General features: G+C 40.9%; 16 protein-coding genes and 1 riboswitch. Of the genes, 11 read left to right on the top strand and 5 right to left on the bottom strand.

Features of this window, described 5'->3' with window-relative positions:
• Positions 1 to 120 precede the first annotated feature (120 nt).
• The 8 genes from AC1DO4_RS12540 to AC1DO4_RS12505 all read left to right on the top strand — a co-directional run bounded on the left by AC1DO4_RS12540 (position 121) and on the right by AC1DO4_RS12505 (position 10786).
• Positions 121 to 603 (top strand): hypothetical protein, encoded by a 483-nt coding sequence (locus AC1DO4_RS12540; protein WP_477416225.1) that lies wholly within the window; start codon positions 121 to 123, stop codon positions 601 to 603.
• Between the two features lie 168 nt (positions 604 to 771).
• Positions 772 to 1707 (top strand): ring-cleaving dioxygenase, encoded by a 936-nt coding sequence (locus AC1DO4_RS12535; protein ID WP_477416223.1) that lies wholly within the window; start codon positions 772 to 774, stop codon positions 1705 to 1707.
• Positions 1708 to 1709: 2 nt separating this feature from the next.
• Complete coding sequence (locus AC1DO4_RS12530; protein ID WP_477416221.1) at positions 1710 to 2354, top strand: alpha/beta hydrolase; 645 nt, start codon at positions 1710 to 1712, stop codon at positions 2352 to 2354.
• Positions 2355 to 2983: 629 nt separating this feature from the next.
• Positions 2984 to 5980, top strand: a complete 2997-nt coding sequence (locus AC1DO4_RS12525; protein ID WP_477416219.1) for a SusC/RagA family TonB-linked outer membrane protein — start codon at positions 2984 to 2986, stop codon at positions 5978 to 5980.
• Positions 5981 to 6003: 23 nt separating this feature from the next.
• Complete coding sequence (locus AC1DO4_RS12520; protein ID WP_477416217.1) at positions 6004 to 7590, top strand: RagB/SusD family nutrient uptake outer membrane protein; 1587 nt, start codon at positions 6004 to 6006, stop codon at positions 7588 to 7590.
• Between the two features lie 84 nt (positions 7591 to 7674).
• Positions 7675 to 8766 (top strand): phosphatidylinositol-specific phospholipase C1-like protein, encoded by a 1092-nt coding sequence (locus AC1DO4_RS12515; protein WP_477416215.1) that lies wholly within the window; start codon positions 7675 to 7677, stop codon positions 8764 to 8766.
• A 286-nt stretch (positions 8767 to 9052) separates the two neighbouring features.
• Entirely contained in the window at positions 9053 to 10084 is a 1032-nt protein-coding gene (locus AC1DO4_RS12510; RefSeq protein ID WP_477416213.1) for a LacI family DNA-binding transcriptional regulator, read from the top strand.
• Positions 10085 to 10114: 30 nt separating this feature from the next.
• Positions 10115 to 10786, top strand: coding sequence for a basic secretory protein-like protein (locus tag AC1DO4_RS12505; protein WP_477416211.1), 672 nt, complete (start codon positions 10115 to 10117; stop codon positions 10784 to 10786).
• Positions 10787 to 11039: 253 nt separating this feature from the next.
• Here the strand turns inward: AC1DO4_RS12505 and AC1DO4_RS12500 are convergent, their stop codons facing one another.
• The gene (locus AC1DO4_RS12500; RefSeq protein WP_477416209.1) at positions 11040 to 11915 is read right to left on the bottom strand and encodes a glycoside hydrolase family 25 protein; all 876 of its coding nucleotides are present in this window, start codon (positions 11913 to 11915) and stop codon (positions 11040 to 11042) included.
• Positions 11916 to 11964: 49 nt separating this feature from the next.
• Entirely contained in the window at positions 11965 to 12357 is a 393-nt protein-coding gene (locus tag AC1DO4_RS12495) for a group III truncated hemoglobin (RefSeq protein ID WP_477416207.1), read from the bottom strand.
• Between the two features lie 211 nt (positions 12358 to 12568).
• Between AC1DO4_RS12495 and AC1DO4_RS12490 the strand changes: the two genes are divergently transcribed.
• The 3 genes from AC1DO4_RS12490 (at position 12569) to tatA (ending at position 14774) form a co-directional block, all read left to right on the top strand.
• Positions 12569 to 13006, top strand: coding sequence for a MarR family winged helix-turn-helix transcriptional regulator (locus AC1DO4_RS12490; protein ID WP_477400967.1), 438 nt, complete (start codon positions 12569 to 12571; stop codon positions 13004 to 13006).
• Between the two features lie 29 nt (positions 13007 to 13035).
• Positions 13036 to 14301, top strand: a complete 1266-nt coding sequence (locus tag AC1DO4_RS12485; protein WP_477416205.1) for an MFS transporter — start codon at positions 13036 to 13038, stop codon at positions 14299 to 14301.
• A 314-nt stretch (positions 14302 to 14615) separates the two neighbouring features.
• Positions 14616 to 14774 carry a twin-arginine translocase TatA/TatE family subunit gene (tatA, locus tag AC1DO4_RS12480; RefSeq protein WP_477400970.1) on the top strand — a complete coding sequence of 53 codons (159 nt, stop codon included), beginning with the start codon at positions 14616 to 14618 and terminating at the stop codon, positions 14772 to 14774.
• Positions 14775 to 14836: 62 nt separating this feature from the next.
• Here tatA and AC1DO4_RS12475 read toward each other — a convergent pair whose 3' ends face one another.
• The 3 genes from AC1DO4_RS12475 to AC1DO4_RS12465 all read right to left on the bottom strand — a co-directional run bounded on the left by AC1DO4_RS12475 (position 14837) and on the right by AC1DO4_RS12465 (position 16879).
• Positions 14837 to 15538 (bottom strand): pirin family protein, encoded by a 702-nt coding sequence (locus tag AC1DO4_RS12475; RefSeq protein WP_477416203.1) that lies wholly within the window; start codon positions 15536 to 15538, stop codon positions 14837 to 14839.
• Between the two features lies 1 nt (position 15539).
• Positions 15540 to 16052: a hypothetical protein gene (locus AC1DO4_RS12470; protein WP_477416201.1), complete on the bottom strand. Its 513-nt coding sequence runs from the start codon at positions 16050 to 16052 to the stop codon at positions 15540 to 15542.
• Positions 16053 to 16135: 83 nt separating this feature from the next.
• The gene (locus tag AC1DO4_RS12465) at positions 16136 to 16879 is read right to left on the bottom strand and encodes a dioxygenase family protein (protein ID WP_477416199.1); all 744 of its coding nucleotides are present in this window, start codon (positions 16877 to 16879) and stop codon (positions 16136 to 16138) included.
• Positions 16880 to 17179: 300 nt separating this feature from the next.
• Positions 17180 to 17381, top strand: a riboswitch (cobalamin riboswitch).
• Positions 17382 to 17479: the final 98 nt, after the last annotated feature.

Raw genomic sequence — 17479 nt, 5'->3', positions numbered from 1 at the left:
ATTATCCTGTCAAAAAATCGAAATATTTATCTAAATAATTATTATAAATTTTTGATTATTAGATATTTAAGTCATAGCTTTAATGTAACTAACCAGTTACAAACACTAAATATTCAAATCATGAAAAAGTTTATTGTATTCTTTTTACTGGCAATGCCATTTGCGGCAATGAGCCAGGCACACAGCGGTTATACCGCCAGCTATTCGTCAAGTTTTGCAATAGCAGACCAGGCTTATTCAGAGAAGATCCTGACGCTTTGGAAAGATTTTGAAAATAATACCCTGGATAAGCATATCGAATGGTTTGCCGATACGGTAAACATGATGATGTCAACCGGGAAAATGATAAAAGGAAAAGCAGAAAACCTTGCCAGCGTAAAGGCATACAGAAATTCAATAAAGAATTATAAGGTTACCTTAGATGCCTGGGTGAGCCTAAAAAGTACAGACAAGAACGGAAATGTGGTTTGTATTTGGGGAACAGAAGAATTTACTGATAAAGATGGGAAGCAAGTTAAATCGCGTACGCATGAAGTATGGGGATTTAATAAGGACGGTAAAATTGACTTAATGCTGCAATACTCGGGTGAAGGGGGGATGTAGCAATATTCACTAATATTTTGAAGGCTGCCTAAGGGTGGCCTTTTTTGTGCCATTTGATATCAACACAAAATCTCACAATCTTGAAATTTCTTGTTGTAGGTCAAGTTTTCCGGGCAGAATACACGGTATTTTTGATGTAAATAAAACAAACACTTACAAAATATCATTATGGAAAATACAATTAACGGCATCCACCACATTACAGCAATAGCAGGCAATGCCAAACGTAATTATGATTTTTATACCAAAGTACTTGGCCTTAGGCTGGTTAAAAAAACCGTGAATTTTGATGACCCGGAAACTTACCATTTATACTACGGCGATAAAGAAGGCACGCCCGGTACTATACTTACTTTTTTTCCCTGGGAAAATATTTCGCCGGGCCGCAGGGGCGCACGCCAGGCTACAGAAATTGGTTACTCTGTACCCGAAGGCAGCTTTGATTTCTGGCTTAAACGTTTTGAAGCAAACAATGTAATTTACAATAAAGTAGCCGAAAAATTTGGCGAACCATACCTTACATTTTTAGATCCCGATGGTTTAAAACTGGAATTAATAGCCGCAAAAAATACTGATACCCGGCTGCCATGGGAAACCGAAGAGGTTAAGGCCGACAATGCTACCAAAGGTTTTCATAGCATCACTATAAGCACTAATAAAATGCAGCCAACTGCCGATATTTTAACCGGTGTATTTGGTTACCGCTTATTGGAGCAGCATGTAAACCGCTATCGCTTTATTACAGACGCGGTTGAAAATGCAGCAATAGTTGACCTTGTTGAGGTTGCCGGCGAAGTTGCCGGACACGTAGCCGGCGGATCTGTACATCACGTTGCCTTCCGGGTAAAAAACGAAGAGGTATTAATGCAGTACCGGGAAAAAATAGCAGCCCTTGGTTTGCATATTACAGATAAGATCGACAGGAACTATTTCTATTCATTGTACTTCCGCGAACCAGGTGGTGTATTGTTTGAACTGGCTACAGATAATCCGGGTTTTTCGGTTGATGAACCGGTGGAAGAATTAGGTACTCACTTGAAATTACCAGCACAGCACGAACAGTTTCGCAGCACGCTCGAAAAAACATTGCCCCAATTATATTGATCATGTACACACATCAAAAAAAATATATAACAGCAGGTACCCCGGTAAAAGATGCCGGGGCTGCATTAATAATGATCCACGGACGAGGTGGCACCGCTCAAAACATCATTGGTTTGGCTGGTGATCTAAATTTAAAAAATACGACCATCTACGCTCCCCAGGCCGCCAACAATAGCTGGTATCCATATAGTTTTATGGCACCCGATGTACAAAATCAGCCTGCTTTGGATTCTGCCCTTGAGGTAATAGGCGACCTGGTACAGCAAGTAGTAGCAGATGGCATCCCCGAAGAAAAAATTTACTTCCTCGGGTTTTCGCAGGGCGCATGTCTTACACTTGAATATATAAGCCGGAATGCCAAACAATATGGAGGAGCTGTAGCTTTTACAGGCGGCCTGATAGGCGAAGAGCTTAGCTTAAAGAACTATAAAGGTGATTTTAAAAATACACCGGTACTGGTAACCACAGGCGACCCAGACCCGCATGTGCCATTAACAAGGGTAGAGGAAAGTGTCGGCGTTATGAAAGCGCTTAATGCCGCGGTTACCGTCAAAGTATACAAAGGCCGCCCTCATACTATTACCCAACAGGAGATTGATCTTGCAAATCAATTGGTATTTGACAATATGATATCTACAGAAGTGTAATCTTGCAAAGTGTTTAAAATAGATCGTCTTGCTTCGTACTTACCTATAGCAAGTTGCAGAATCCCAGACTTACGAAGTTTTAATTACTTCGTAAGTCTTTCGCCGGTTTGTCATTCTCCCCTCCGGAATCTCCAGGATTTTATCACTATCTGTAACGTTTTTTGCAAAAAAAACTTTTTTTATCATCCTTCACTGCGTTCAGGATCACAAATCTTTTTAAACGCTATTTCCCCTTCAGGTTCCGCAAAATCTTACAAAGGCAATGTCGCGGATAAATGGTTCATTTTGAAGTATAAAATGTTCATAAATAAAATTTAAGCCGCCCTCTTTGCGGTCATTTCCCCATAATATTAACCTCGGAATTACAGTAGTATGTTAAAAACATGTTAATCTATGATTAACATGTTTTACTTTCTTATAAAATTTTCTTCAATATAATTTAATTATTAGCTTTAAGGCCAATTATATCTAACCTAATTATTAATTTTTACTTGCGAATAAGTTAATACACAATTTATTTCCAGCTAACACCATAAGCTTTTTTTTGCAGCAAATATCGCCTTGCTAATATTCTTTAGCAGGCAGTTTTCTTACATGCAAAAAGGGGTTTAAAAATTTAACTAAAACTTATGAAAAAAAACTACAGACTTATTTTAAGGTTGTTTTATGATTTTAAGCCAAAGGCAGCTATGCTTTTGCTGTACATGCTGATTGGTTCAGCAAGTGCATTTGCTTTTCAGCAGGATAAAACAATAAAAGGAACTGTTACCGACGAGTACAATGCACCACTGCCAGGTGTAGTTGTAACTGTTAAAAGTTCGGGAAAAGCTACATCAACAAATGGCAACGGCGCATACCAGGTTACTGTAAGCGGAGCCGATGACGTAATAAAATTTTCCTTCTTAGGTTCGTTACCCAAACAAGTAACCGTAGGCGACAAAAAAATCATTAACGTTACCCTGGTAGCAGATGTTAAACAGTTAAAAGATGTTGTAGTTGTTGGTTACGGCACATCAAGCCGTAAAGATGTAACCGGCGCAATTACTTCAGTAAAAGCCGAAGATTTTAACCAGGGTGTATTTACTACCCCGGCCGAGCTTTTGCAGGGTAAGGTAGCAGGCTTAAACATCACCAAAAGCGGCGACCCAAACAAACAGCCGGCAACTATTTTAAGAGGTCCTTCAACTTTACGCACAGGGGCGGCACAAGAGCCATTTTATGTAATTGACGGTGTTCCGGGTGCATCTATCGATCTTTTGGCACCAGCCGACATTGAAAGTATCGACGTGTTAAAAGATGCATCATCAACCGCGATTTACGGCTCACGTGCCGCAAACGGGGTAATTATCGTCACCACCCGCAAAGTAAAGGCCGGCCAAACCAGGTTAACCTATAGCGCCTACGGCGCCATGGAAAAAGTATCAAAAAATATTGATGTGCTTACCGGCGATGAGCTGCGCAAATACCTGGCCGATAATGGTGTGGTACCATTGAAACAGCCATTAGATGATGACGGCTCCAATACCAATTGGCAAAAACTTGCCGAGCGTACTGGCTATTCGCAAAATCACAATCTTTCATATGGTGGTGCAGGTACCAATTCGGAGTATGGTGTAAGCGTAAACTATTTGAAAAATAATGGTATCCTTAAAAATACCAGTTTAGAGCGTACCATTTACAAAGGCTATATCAACCAGCGTTTTTTTGATGACAGACTTAAGTTAGGGTTAACTTTAACCAACAGCGTTACCAAAAACAACGATATTTTACAAAGCCAGGTACTATCAGGTATTTTATTTTACCTGCCTACGGTAAGTCCGTTTAACCCCGATGGAACTTACAAAGAAAACTTTGCCCGTACAGGCAGTGGCACTTTAAACCCGTTATCGTTAATCGATAATAACTTGATTAAAACCGAAAATAATAAAACCTTGATAAATGGTTTGGCCCAGGTCGACATTTTAACTGGTTTAAAGTTTACGCTGACGGGATCGACCCAAAAAGATCAAAACAATTTAAATACCTACTATAACAGCAAATCGGGCATTGCGGTTGGTGCAAATGGGGTAGCTAAACGAACCACTTACACCAATACCAGCAATGTTGTAGAGGCCTATTTTAACTACGATAAGGTTTTTGGTAAGCACGCTATTAAAGCATTGGCGGGCTATTCATACCAGCAATTGCGTACCAATGATGGTTTTGGCGTACAAACCCAGGGTTTTTCAAATGATAATTTAACGTACAATAACTTGTCGTTATCAAACCCTACAAGCCTGTCGCAAATTAGTTTTACCCCGGACGTTATCTCAACTTTAAGATTGATATCATATTACGGGCGTGTAAATTATCAGTATGCAGATAAATACCTGTTGCAGGCTTCGTTAAGGGAAGATGGTTCATCGGGATTTGGTTTAGACAAGCGCCACGGTTATTTCCCTGCGGTTTCTGCCGGATGGAAGATCATCAGCGAAAAATTCATGGAAAGTATGCCGGTAATCAGCGATCTGAAATTAAGAGTTGGTTACGGTGTATCAGGAAACAGCCTGGGCTTTGATGCTTTTACCGCCCGGTTAATATACGGCAACGGGGGTAAATTTTTAAGCAATGGTGTAATCACCAACTCTATTGGCCCCGTACGTAATGAAAATACAAACCTTAAATGGGAAAGGACAGCAACCACAAATTTCGGTCTGGATTTTGGATTGCTGCAAAACCGGATTACCGGCTCGGTTGACTATTATATCAAAACAACATCCGATCTGATCACCGATTATTCAGTATCATCAACCCAGTATCCTTACCCGGTATTAACAGCCAATGTTGGTAAAATAAAAAACAGTGGTATCGAGGTTGTGCTGAATGCCATCCCGGTAAAAACCAAGAGCTTTACCTGGCGTACATCGTTTAACGTATCGCACAATAAAAACGAGGTGGTAAGCTTGTCAAACAATCAATTTACCATTAACAATATTTTAACCGCGCAATTAGGTGGTAAAGGCCAGTCATTTTTAAGCAGCCAGATTATACAGCCAGGTTATGCACTTGGCACCTATTACCTGTGGCACTATTTGGGTAAAAATGAAAATGGCGTAAGTACTTATCAAAAGGCAGATGGTTCAACCACCGCATCGCAGCCGCTTACTACAGATCAGCGTATAACAGGCAGCGCGCAGCCTAAGCTTATTTATGGCTGGAACAACAGTTTCTTTTACAAAAACTTCGATCTTAACTTCCTGTTCCGTGGTGTTTATGGCAGCCAGATCCTGAATGCTACGCTTGCATCTTTAAATAACCCGGCCGATTCAAAATTCCAGAACATCCCGAGATATACCCTTGGCGAATCGTTTAAAGATATTAATGGTTACCTGGTGTCAGATCGTTTCCTGGAAAGCGGCTCGTACCTGCGTTTGGATAATGCTACCCTGGGTTATACCATTAAACCACATATCCAGGCTATCAAGAGCCTGCGTTTTTATGCATCGGGCAATAACATTTTTATCATAACCAAATACAAGGGTGTTGATCCCGAAGTAAATATTGGCGGTTTAACCCCTGGTATTGATAACAAGGATTTTTATCCTAAAACCCGCACATTCAGTTTAGGTGTAAATGCATCATTTTAAAAAATTCAGCTAAAGATATACAGATGAAAAAGATATTAATATTATGTGCCGCAGCGATTGCCATCCTGGGTACATCCTCATGCACAAAATTAGATGTACCTGTCGAGTCGCAGTACGTAAAATCAAATTTTCCGGTTACCGATGCAGATTATAACGCGCTGCTGGGTACTATTTATTCAAACCTTTCGTCGCAATTTGCAGTGCCGTACTGGCGTATGCAGGAGCTATCCACAGATGAGGCTATACTGCCGGCACGCGATGGTAACTTTGATGACGGTGGCCAGTACAGGCAATTACATTACCACTCCTGGACATTTGATCACCCCAATGTAATAGGTATATGGCAGTGGGGTTTTGGAGGTGTAAACACATGTAACCGGATACTTGGCACTATTAATGCCTCGTCGTCGCCGGCAGAAAAAAAGGCAACCTCATCTGCCGAAGTTAAAGCCATGCGTGCCTTGTATAATTACTTCATGATGGATTTGTACGGTAACGTGCCTATTATTACGGATTTCCCGGTAACAGTACAGCCTGCTACGCAATCGCGGGCCAAAGTATACCAGTTCATCGAAAGCGAATTGTTAAGCGCGTTGCCACTGCTGCCGGCTAAAACAGGCAGTAACGCAACCTTGTATTATGGTAGGCCTACCAAAGCCATGGTTTTTGCCTTGTTAGAGAAAATGTACCTTAATGCGCAGGTTTATACCGGTACTGCAAATTATACCGGCGCTGTTGCCATGGCCGATAGTATTTTAAAGAATAACAACTATAGCCTTGATTTAAAATACAGGGATATATTTTTGCCAAATAACGGTCCGCAGATAAACGAAACAATATTTGCTATCCCTTACGATCAGCAAATTCCGGGTAACCAGTTTACCAGGTTCGGCTTTTTTTACTACCTGGTACAGGCTTATGGGTTTAACGTGGGCTTAAGTATTGCCATGAGCACCACGCCCGAGTTTTACAACCGCTTTAACCTGCCTAATGATGTTCGTTCAAAAACATGGCTGGCCGGGCCGCAGTTTGCACCGGATGGCGCAGGGGGCTTTACTACACAACCGGTTTACTACCCTGGTACCACAACTCAAATTTATATTGAGCCTAAACTAACCCTGGTACCGGGCAAACCTATGGATTTAGGTAATACCATCGCAAGTCAATCAGAAGGTGTACGTTCCCTTAAATATTATCCCGATCCTGCCATTATCCAGGCCACCCGTCTAAATGGTAACGATGTACCTGTTTTGCGTTTGGCCGATGTAATGCTGATGAAAGCCGAAGCTATTTTGCGCGGCGCAACAGCTACAACCGTTAACGGCGAACTGCAAACCGCGGATGTTTTGATAAACAAGATCCGTACACGTGCAAATGCGCCTACAGGAGCAGGCTTTACGCTGGATGATTTACTGGATGAGCGTGCCCGCGAGTTTTCATGGGAAGCATGGCGCCGTAATGATCTTATCCGTTACGGTAAATTTGAAGTGGAGTACCCGCTGCCAAATGATGTACTGAGCATGAATAAAGATGTTACCCGCAGGTTGTATCCTATACCATCAACCGAAATTAAACTTAACCCCAAATTAGTTCAAAACCCCGGTTACTAATTTGTGTTGATAATAAACAATAAGCGCAAAAGTTTTGGCTTTTGCGCTTATTATGCTTTTAACTGATAGCAAAACAAATATAAAATGAAAATCATTAGCGGATTCCTGATCAGTTTTTTACTTCCTCTTTCATTTTTTAAAAATGAGCCCGACGATATAACTATAAATAAGATCCAGGTAATAGGATCGCATAACAGTTACAAACAATCTATTGATCCTAAACTATTCCGGTTTTTGCAAAAAAGCGATTCTATCGGGATGAGTAAAATTGATTATAACCACATTGGCCTTTCAGATCAGCTTAGCCTGGGCTTAAACGCACTGGAGATAGATGTTTATGCCGATGCCAAAGGCGGCAAATATGCACACCCAAAAGGGCTTGACTGGGTACCCGGACAACCTCCTTATGATACACAAGGTGTAATGAAAGAGCCGGGCTTTAAGGTTTTTCATATACAGGATATTGATTATCGCAGTAATTGTTTAACTTTTAAACTTTGCCTGCAGGAACTAAAAGCCTGGAGCGACGCTCATCCCGATCATAATCCTATTTTCATTACCATGAACGCCAAGGATGAGCCAATGAAGAAACCTGGTTTTACAATTCCCGAAAAATTTACATCAAAAACATTTGCCCAACTTGATAAAGCTATATTAGATAACCTGGGCAAACAATATGTAATAACACCCGATGATGTTCGCGGAAAGTATAAAACCCTTGAAACGGCCGTATTGCACAACAATTGGCCAACTCTGAAAGCTGCAAAAGGTAAATTTATTTTTATACTCGACGAAAAAGGAGCTAAAAGAGCAGCCTACATTGCCGGCCATCCATCCCTTAAAGGCCGTGTATTATTTGCCGATGCACTGCCCGGAACTCCTGAGGCAGCTATCCATATTATGAATAATGCTAAAAAGGACCTGGCAGCAATAAAAAGGTTGGTAAAAAAGGGTTACATTATCCGTACCCGGGCCGACTCTGATACCGAAGAGGCGCGTAATGATGATAAACGATCATTTGAAGCTGCCCAAAAATCCGGAGCGCAAATTATAAGTACCGATTATTACCAGAAAAGTACTCACTTTAAATCTGCTTACATGATCAGTTTTACCGGCGGAACTTATTTTAAAGTAAACCCTTTGTTTAAAAATACCAATGTAATGGCAACAAAATAATTTGATTGTCTTCTTGCATTTAGCCTGCATCTTATAAAAAGAATAGGTGATACCCATATGAAAACCGGCCTGGCAACAGACCGGTTTTTTTACTATTGAACATTTGCCAAAGCTTGTTTTAAATCATCCAAAAGGTGCTGATTAACTTTTTAAAAAATGTTAAATATTGTTAACCGGGTTTAAGCGGAGAGGATAATGATCTTACTGTACTATTAATTTATAATTTTGGAGATGAACAGCAGTACCCGCGTTAATGTGTAGCGGGTTATCGGAAATTTAAAGCAGCATGATCAATAAGAAGATATCAATAAAGGATATTGCAAAACTTACCAATACTTCAATAACCACGGTGTCGTTTGTTTTAAACGGAAAGGGGCGTATAAGTAAAGAGATCAGTGAAAAAATATTGGATGTGGCTCATAAAAATGGTTATGAGCCCAACAGGATGGCTGTTGGCTTGCGCACAGGTGTATCAAAGGTTATCGGGTTAATTGTGGAAACCATTGGCGGGCCATTTTTTGGAGCTATGGCTAAAGTAATTGAGGAGGAGGCCGAAAAAGCGGGCTATGGTGTTATTTACTGTAGCACCAATAATAATATTCAAAAAGGAAAGGATGTGATCAAAATGCTTTCGCAGCAATTGGTTGATGGGTATATTATAACACCCATGAAAGGGTTGGAGAAAGAGATACAAAACCTTGTGGCTAACGAAAAACCAGTGGTGTTAATAGATGGTTATTTCCCTGGTCTAGATATTCCGCATGTGCTGGTTGATAATTACAACAGTTCTTACAATGCTATTCAGTTCCTCATCAATTCAGGGTATCGTAATATTGGTTTTGTAACGGCCGATCTTGACCTCATCCAGTTACAGGATAGGATGCTGGGATATAAGGATGCTTTAAAGAAAAATGGGATTAAGGAAAACAAAAAAAACATTTTTAAATTGCCTTTTGATGCCGATACGGAAGAATCTGTACATGCTATTAAAACGTTTATAAAGCAGCAGCAAATGAATGCTGTTTTTTTTACCACCAACTACCTGGGTATAATGGGCCTGCAGAGTATCAGTGAACTTAAGCTAAATGTTCCCGGCGAGCTGGCGATAGTTAGTTTTGATGATAACGAGATCTTTAATTTATATCCTCCGGGCATTACCACCGTAAGGCAGCCTACTTATGAAATTGCCAAATCGGCAATTGATATGTTATTGTCGCAAATGAGCCCCGAAAAGTGCGATATTTCCAAAACCAAGCTTCAAATACCCGCAACGCTGGTGGAGCGGGGGTCTACCGTGACTGTAAAACAAGATTTTTAGCGCTAAACAACTAACTATATACATAAAACAATGAAGAGAACATTTTTTCTGAGCCTGATTGGGCTTTTTGCATTTTGTGCCGTCGGCCATGCCCAGTCAACCGAGGTAATTAATAAAAAGGGATATAAACTAACGCTTATAAACCAGGATGCAACATTTGATAAAACTGTTATAAATAAACTGGTAGAAACATTTTTTGAAGTATACCCAAAGCTCGAAAAAGAGTACAACAAAAAGGTTACCAGGAATGTAACCTTTGTTATTGATACCACCTATGATGGGGTTGCGGCAACCGCCGATGCCAGGGTGGTGTTCAGCTCAAAATACATGACAAAGCATCCTAAAGATATTGATGTAGTTACCCACGAGGTAATGCATATTGTGCAGGACTATGGCGATAGTAATGATCCTGGCTGGCTAACCGAAGGCATTGCCGATTTTGCCCGCTTTAAATTTGGTGTGGATAATGAGGGCGCGAAATGGGCGCTACCTGCTTATAAGTCAACCCAAAACTATGATAATGCCTATCGTGTTACGGCGCGCTTTTTAGTTTGGGTGGAAAAAAATGTAAAACCAAACCTGGTAAAGAAATTTGATGAACGGTTACGTGCCCACACTTTTACAAATGATAGCTGGAAAAATGAAACCGGTAAAACAGTAGATGAACTTTGGGCTGCTTACGCTGCTAATCCAACTGTTTAGAAGAGATATGCAGATTTCAAATGTGCAGATTGATTTTAGCTGAACCGGATTCTCAGAGTTAACAGAATCATGCTTTGCTAATTTTTGCTATCCTTAAATTCTTAAAGAGACGACTCCTTTGAGCACAGTTGAAAACAAAAAAACAGGCGATAGGCGGCCATAACTATGTTTTTTAATACACTTGTGGCCGCTTATGATATTTTATATTCGGCCATAAGTTGTTATATTTCTAAGCCCAGGTTATGAGAATTTGCTATTTCACCAGCATTTTTTCTAAATCCGTACTATCGCCCTTAAAAATGCTCATATCTACTTTTTGGTTAATGCCGTTAATACGGGCCTTATCCGAGTGTTGCCAAAACTGCCAGTTGGTTTTACTGCTTATCTTTAATTCGGGTTGGTAATAGTGAGCAATCCATAACGTATAATCGTCAAAATAGCCCCGCAGGTAGTCCTGGTAAAAGCTGATGTTGGTGTAAATGATGGGTTTTACACCGGTTTTTGTTTCTACCTGGTTAATAAATAAAGTGAGCTGGGCACGCATTTTTTCGGGTGTGGTGCGGTATAGTCTTTCTACGTCAACTACCAGGGGCAGGTCGCCCTTTTCAATTTTTACGGTTTGTAAAAAAAATCTCGCCTGCCATAGGCCGCTTTTCTGCGGTAAAAAATAATGGTATGCCCCACAAATGATACCGGCTTTTGGCGCTTCGCGCCAGTTGCGTTGAAAATAAGGATCGGTCATTAAAACACCTTCGGTAGCTTTAATAAAAGCGAATTTGATATGTACGCCATCCTCGTTCATGGCCTTTACTTTTGCCCAGTTTATTTTACCCTGGTACGATGATACATCAATGCCATGAACGGTATAATTGTTGGGGATACGCACATTGAAACTTTTATAGGTACGGTAACTGGTATTTTGCCCCGCATCAAGGATCCATCGCCAGGTAGCAGTCACGCTTTTTAAAATATAACCATAATAAAAAGGCGAAAGCAGGATAAGCAGTAAACCAGCAAAAGCCACCTTCCATCCGGCTGCTAAACCTGTTGTTGTTTTCTTTTTGGCAACAGGTTTCCTTTTTACCGTTGACTGGCTTTTAGCAGGAGTTTTTTTTACAGGAGGAGGCACAGGGCGAATTTACGAAAATGGCCTGCATATTCTCCGTACTAATTTGCACCTACAATATATTCAGTGGGTTATTTTTAAGGTAAGCTATTTTAAACTGAAACATTTCGGCCATTTTGCCCGCCCTCCATTTAGCTTCATCTGCTTTTTCACCGCTGAAAAGATTGTCTACAGTTAGGGTAAACAGCTGCAGCCATTCATCAAAGTGGGTTTCATCAACCGGTAGTTTTGCATGCGGCGGAAAAGGTGCGCCGCTGTAGGTTTGCTCCTGCAACAATAAGGTTTGCCAAAAGGTGTACATTTTTTCAAGATGCGGCAACCACCTGTCGCCCAGCCGTTCATTAAAAACAGGGGCTAACAATGCGTCTTCGGCAACTTTGTTGTAAAAGGTATCAACCAACAATTTAATGTCCTCTAATGATGTTATATCGTGTTTTGGGTTCATGCCCGTATATTTAAAGTAAAGTAGGATTTTTGCCGGATCCAAAACAAAATTACAAAATGATTAAGGGGTAATAAATGATACAGATCATTGTTTTGCCCTGTAGCAGTGCCAATGCAGGTGCTTCAATCATGATCTTATTTTCATTATGACATATAAAAGATAAAATAGTTTACCTTTGTAAGGTAAACTTACAAGTTTACTTAATAATAAAATGACTGAGCAAAAAGATATCCAGCTGGCTGCAGATCTCCGTACGGTTGTAGGCCGGTTGATTAAGGTATTGCGTAAACATTCTATAACTGCCGATAAGTTATCATTAACCGAAAGATCGACCATGGCGCTGATCTATCAGCATAACGAATTACTGCCGAATGAACTGGCCGCGATGGAAAAAATAACCACGCAAAGCATGTCCCAAATACTTGGTAACCTGCAACAGCGTGGGTTGATCAACAGGCGCATTTCCGAAACAGATAAACGCAAGGCTATAATCAGTCTGTCTGATCTTGGCCGGTCTGTGCTGGAGCAAGTTCGGGCCGAGCGTAATGTCTGGCTTTACGATGCTATTGAGGCTACATGTACCGCGGAGGAACAGGAACTACTTAAAAAGGCGATAGGGCCTTTAACTAAAATTGTTGATTTTGAATAACTCCTTTGGGAGAGGGGACAGGGTAAGTAATGAATATTAATACGTTTAACGCATTTAAGAGCCGCAATTACCGACTTTATTTTACCGGGCAATCCATATCATTAATAGGTACCTGGATGCAGAAAACAGCCGTAAGCTGGTTGATTTATTCGCAAACACACTCTAAATTTTTATTGGGAGTTACTCTTTTTGCCAGTTTGTTTCCGTCGTTTTTATTCTCGTTTTTGGGTGGCGTGGTATCTGACAGGTATAATCGTTATAAATTATTATTTGTTACCCAGGCCGCATCCATGATCCAGGCTTTGTTACTGACCGCGCTGGTGTTCTTCGGGCATTATTTTGTATGGGAGATCATTGCCCTGAGTGCCGTGCTGGGCATTATCAATGCTTTTGATGTACCTGCCCGGCAAGCGCTTGTTTACGAGATGGTAGACAACAAAGCCGACCTGCCGAATGCACTTGCGCTTAACTCGTCCATAATGAATCTATCCAGATTAATTGGTCCGGGACTGGCGGGTTTGATTTTGGAAAAATTTGGCGAAACTATATGTTTTGGGGCCAATGCGGCCAGCTTTATAGCCGTAATTGGTTCTTTAATGTTGATGAAGCTGCCAAAATCCGAACCAAAATCGCATAGGCAGAATATCTTCTTCGAATTAAAAGAAGGGTTTACTTATATCAAAAATACGCCATCCATCAGGTTTGTGCTGCTGATACTGGCCATGACCAGCCTTATGGTGCTGCCTTTTAGTACGCTTATCCCGGTTTATGCCAAGGATATTTTTAAAGGTACGGCTTCCACATTCGGGGTAATAGATAGCATAATTGGCCTGGGCGCACTTTCAGGGGCTATCTTCCTGGCATCGCTAAAACCGGGGCTTAACCTTAAAAAAGTACTGGCTTTTAGCACGCTGGTTTTTGGTGCAGGGCTGGCGGCTTTTTCGCATATACATAACTATCCTTTAGCGTTGCTGTTTGCCGCAGTTATCGGCTTTGGTATGATGGCCCAGATTACCATGAGTAACACATTAATTCAAACCACTGTTAACCCGGCTATGCGCGGCCGGGTGATTAGTTTTTATGCGATGGCTTTTTTTGGGATGCAGCCGCTTGGTGGTTTGCTGGTAGGGGGCATATCTCAAAAAATAGGCGTACCCGATACCGTTTTAGGACAGGGGCTTGTAGCGGTAATAATGGGCTTATTGCAAATCCGCTACATCAGGAAAATAAAACTCAAAAAAGCTACAGAACAAACACTTCAGCAACCTCCGGTAAACGCACTCGCATCTAATTAGCTTGAATGTGAATTGAAGGGGGTGCGAATTACACAAATTGAACGGATGCTAATTCACGAATTGAGGCCGGAATTACACGAATTGAATAGTTGCACAGAAAATTGCGAAGGTTTTAAAACTTCGATTTCTATGATCTAAACGAATAATTATTCTTTCTACACGATTCCTGGGTTTAACAACCGGAGACAGTAAGGGGGACTAATCGACACAAATTACCGGTTCACCGATACTATATCAAATTGCAGGTTCTGCTTTTATATTTTTGATGATATAAAGGATTTATTATTTATAACATTCATTTAAAATAAAAATTTATGGGCGGATTAGGAGCACCTGAGTTAATACTCATCATTATTGCAGTACTGTTATTGTTTGGCGGCAAAAAAATCCCAGAGTTAATGCGCGGTATGGGCCAGGGGATAAAAGCATTTAACGACGGTAAGGTTAACAACGAACCAGCCGTTAAAGAATAAAAAACAGGCTCCCGGGATGGACAACCCGCGAGCCTTTTTTTATTGTATATATAGTTTAAAATTTAGTCGGTCATCTCTAATATCAATATCACCGCATTATTGCTTAGGGCTTCCATATCGGCTTCCTCCAGGTTCCATAAAGCCAGTCCGTCACGCTCATGCATTAAGCGGCCCTGCAGCTCAAACGCCCCAGTTATATTAAAGGCGAAAAGCAAAGAATTGATATTTTTTAAATGATAAAGCGCATCCTTTCGCCCTGTAAACTGACCAATACTTAACTTAAACGGCAATTTACGATCAGCCGGAATTATCGCTATCAGTTCATTTTGCCTGTCAGCAAAATCAAAACCAAACGTCTCATTTAAAATAGGGAATTCATCACCGTCGGCGTTTATTTGCAGGTACAAAAAGTTCACCCAATTTTCCTGGTAAATGTTAATCAATTCTAAAATACCGCCTGCGTTTGTATAGTTTATATGTACCTCACCCACATCTATTATACTGCTTTTACCTTCCGTATCTTTAACAAGTAATTCGCCCGTTATGGGTACAATTACAAAATAACAAGTATGGGCAACAGTCAGGGTAACCGACTTATTAGCTGCCAGGATCTCATCGTTAAATACTTTTAGGCTGCCAAAAGCTTCGCGGTGTTCATTAAAATGATCGCCGTAATTAAAACTACAGCATCTTCTAAAAACGTTGGTTTCGGTTACACCCCGCTGGTCGGCAAGGTAAATTTGACCGGGTGAGATCTTTTCCATTTTAGTATTGATTTTTGAGTGAGTATATATTTACATATGGTTGCACCTGGAACAGGTTGGTAAGGGTTTCTTCATTTTCTGCTTGTTCTGGTTTATAGTCAGATACAAGCAAAAAGCTCTCCACAGTGTCGTGCCAGAGGAGTGGTTCGGTATAAAAATTTATAGCCAGCTGATGTTTTGCTTTATCGTTGATATCGGAGTTGATGATCTCGAGCTGAAATTTATTAAATTTCAAAAAACGTTTGCCCACATTGTTCAGTATCTCGGGCACTATGCCTGCTAATTGTTGTACATACCCGGTTACAGCTGGTGTAACCATGCCGGCAAGCTGCTGGGCGTTTGGAACATGCCTTAGCAGCTCGGCGTAGGTGGTAAATGATGTTCCTATGCTGTAATTCTGGGCCTGCATTTTAAATTCCAGGTAGGATGCTTCAAATACCAGCTTATCCCACTGTTTAGCAGAGTTTGCATCAATAATCTTTCGGTAACACAGGGTGATGATACGGCTACTCATATTTGTAAAAAATAAAGACGCTAAATAAAATAGCGCCTTTGGTTATACGATAGAACTAATAGGGGTGAAAAAGAACAATTGTATTATGCAGGTACGCTCATGCTAATTGAAAGCACAAAGCCATCGGTGGTGTTACCGGTTACGGCAGCCGTCTCAAGCGTATAACCATCACTAAACACATTGTCGCTTGCATTATAGGTGTAGCCGCTCATTCCTTTACTATAACCTGCAACAGCTGCCAGCGCGGTACCGGTACCTTCGGGGAAAGCTATCTGGGTTACTTTTAATGACGTGCCTGCCGAGTTGTAAACATGCACATGGATATGCGTGGCCCTGCCCGAATACCATCCCGGGAAAATTGAAGTAAATGTTACCAGCCCGTTTGAATCGGTAGTTTGTCTGCCGCGTAAAAAGTGAACTGCAGTGTAGTCTGTGGTTTGCATTCCGCTGCCACCGTATTCAGAGTAATTGCCCTCTTTATCGCAGTGCCATATATCAACCAAAGCACCAGAAAGCGCATTACAGCTGTTATTACTATTGTTGATGGTAATTTTAACAGTCATCTTATAACCGGTACGGTCGCTGGTAATATCGCTGCGAACATATGATGCCGGGCTTTTGGTAGGAAACGGACCTTCGGTTTCACTTTCAATAACGCTGCAAGTGCCTGAGCTGGAGCTTGACCCGGATGAACTGCTTGATGATGAACTTGTGCCGGATGTGCTGCTGGTTGTAGTAGTTGTAGATTCCTTTTTGCAGGCCTCAACCAATACTGATGTTGATACCGCGCCTATCATCAGGCTTTTTAAAAAGTTTTTGCGTTCCATGATTTTATTTATTTAGGGGTATGATATAAGTTCTGTTGATTGTTGATCAAAAGTAATTGTAGCGGTTAAGGAAACTTATGAAGTGTCGGTTAGTGGTGTGATTGTGTCGATGAATGAGTTATTCTTTCTGGATAAACGTAAATATCGTGGCTGGTTAATCGTCCTGTGATTGAAATAAGAAATCATAAACCATTTTCAAATTTTCAAATCCCCAAATTTTCAAATCAAAAACATCATCTGCGCATTTGTAATCTGAAATCTGCACATTTATTCCCATCTTTACGCCCAATAAAGTTCTTTACTTTTTTTCTGCAGAGTGGTTCCCGGTGTTTAAAGCACAGGGATTAATAAGGAACCGTGTGTAAATCACGGGCTGTCGCGCAACTGTAAGTAACATAAAAGGTTGTTGCCTTTAACAATGTCCATTGATCGTCGGTTGACGGTTGAGAAGGACGGCAACAATGTTACAAGCCAGGATACTTGCCCCAATGTATAAAGACAATGCTTTCGCGTAATGAAGCAGTAGTCAAAGAAAAAAGAATGACCTACATGGCCCTCGTATGCCTGTACGTTACGCTTTTGCCTTTTATTACCATTTCC

The organism is Mucilaginibacter sp. P5_A6 (assembly GCF_056400585.1).
Note: the sequence above shows the minus strand (reverse complement) of the source record. Positions and strands in the feature narration are given on the sequence as shown.

Excerpts from the sequence above, each read along its gene's own strand:
- AC1DO4_RS12540 (WP_477416225.1), top strand. The coding sequence starts at position 121 with ATGAAAAAGTTTATTGTATTCTTTTTACTGGCAATGCCATTTGCGGCA.
- AC1DO4_RS12535 (WP_477416223.1), top strand. The coding sequence starts at position 772 with ATGGAAAATACAATTAACGGCATCCACCACATTACAGCAATAGCAGGC.
- AC1DO4_RS12530 (WP_477416221.1), top strand. The coding sequence starts at position 1,710 with ATGTACACACATCAAAAAAAATATATAACAGCAGGTACCCCGGTAAAA.
- AC1DO4_RS12525 (WP_477416219.1), top strand. The coding sequence starts at position 2,984 with ATGAAAAAAAACTACAGACTTATTTTAAGGTTGTTTTATGATTTTAAG.
- AC1DO4_RS12520 (WP_477416217.1), top strand. The coding sequence starts at position 6,004 with ATGAAAAAGATATTAATATTATGTGCCGCAGCGATTGCCATCCTGGGT.
- AC1DO4_RS12515 (WP_477416215.1), top strand. The coding sequence starts at position 7,675 with ATGAAAATCATTAGCGGATTCCTGATCAGTTTTTTACTTCCTCTTTCA.
- AC1DO4_RS12510 (WP_477416213.1), top strand. The coding sequence starts at position 9,053 with ATGATCAATAAGAAGATATCAATAAAGGATATTGCAAAACTTACCAAT.
- AC1DO4_RS12505 (WP_477416211.1), top strand. The coding sequence starts at position 10,115 with ATGAAGAGAACATTTTTTCTGAGCCTGATTGGGCTTTTTGCATTTTGT.
- AC1DO4_RS12495 (WP_477416207.1), bottom strand. The coding sequence starts at position 12,357 with ATGAACCCAAAACACGATATAACATCATTAGAGGACATTAAATTGTTG.
- AC1DO4_RS12490 (WP_477400967.1), top strand. The coding sequence starts at position 12,569 with ATGACTGAGCAAAAAGATATCCAGCTGGCTGCAGATCTCCGTACGGTT.
- AC1DO4_RS12485 (WP_477416205.1), top strand. The coding sequence starts at position 13,036 with ATGAATATTAATACGTTTAACGCATTTAAGAGCCGCAATTACCGACTT.
- tatA (WP_477400970.1), top strand. The coding sequence starts at position 14,616 with ATGGGCGGATTAGGAGCACCTGAGTTAATACTCATCATTATTGCAGTA.
- AC1DO4_RS12475 (WP_477416203.1), bottom strand. The coding sequence starts at position 15,538 with ATGGAAAAGATCTCACCCGGTCAAATTTACCTTGCCGACCAGCGGGGT.
- AC1DO4_RS12470 (WP_477416201.1), bottom strand. The coding sequence starts at position 16,052 with ATGAGTAGCCGTATCATCACCCTGTGTTACCGAAAGATTATTGATGCA.
- AC1DO4_RS12465 (WP_477416199.1), bottom strand. The coding sequence starts at position 16,879 with ATGGAACGCAAAAACTTTTTAAAAAGCCTGATGATAGGCGCGGTATCA.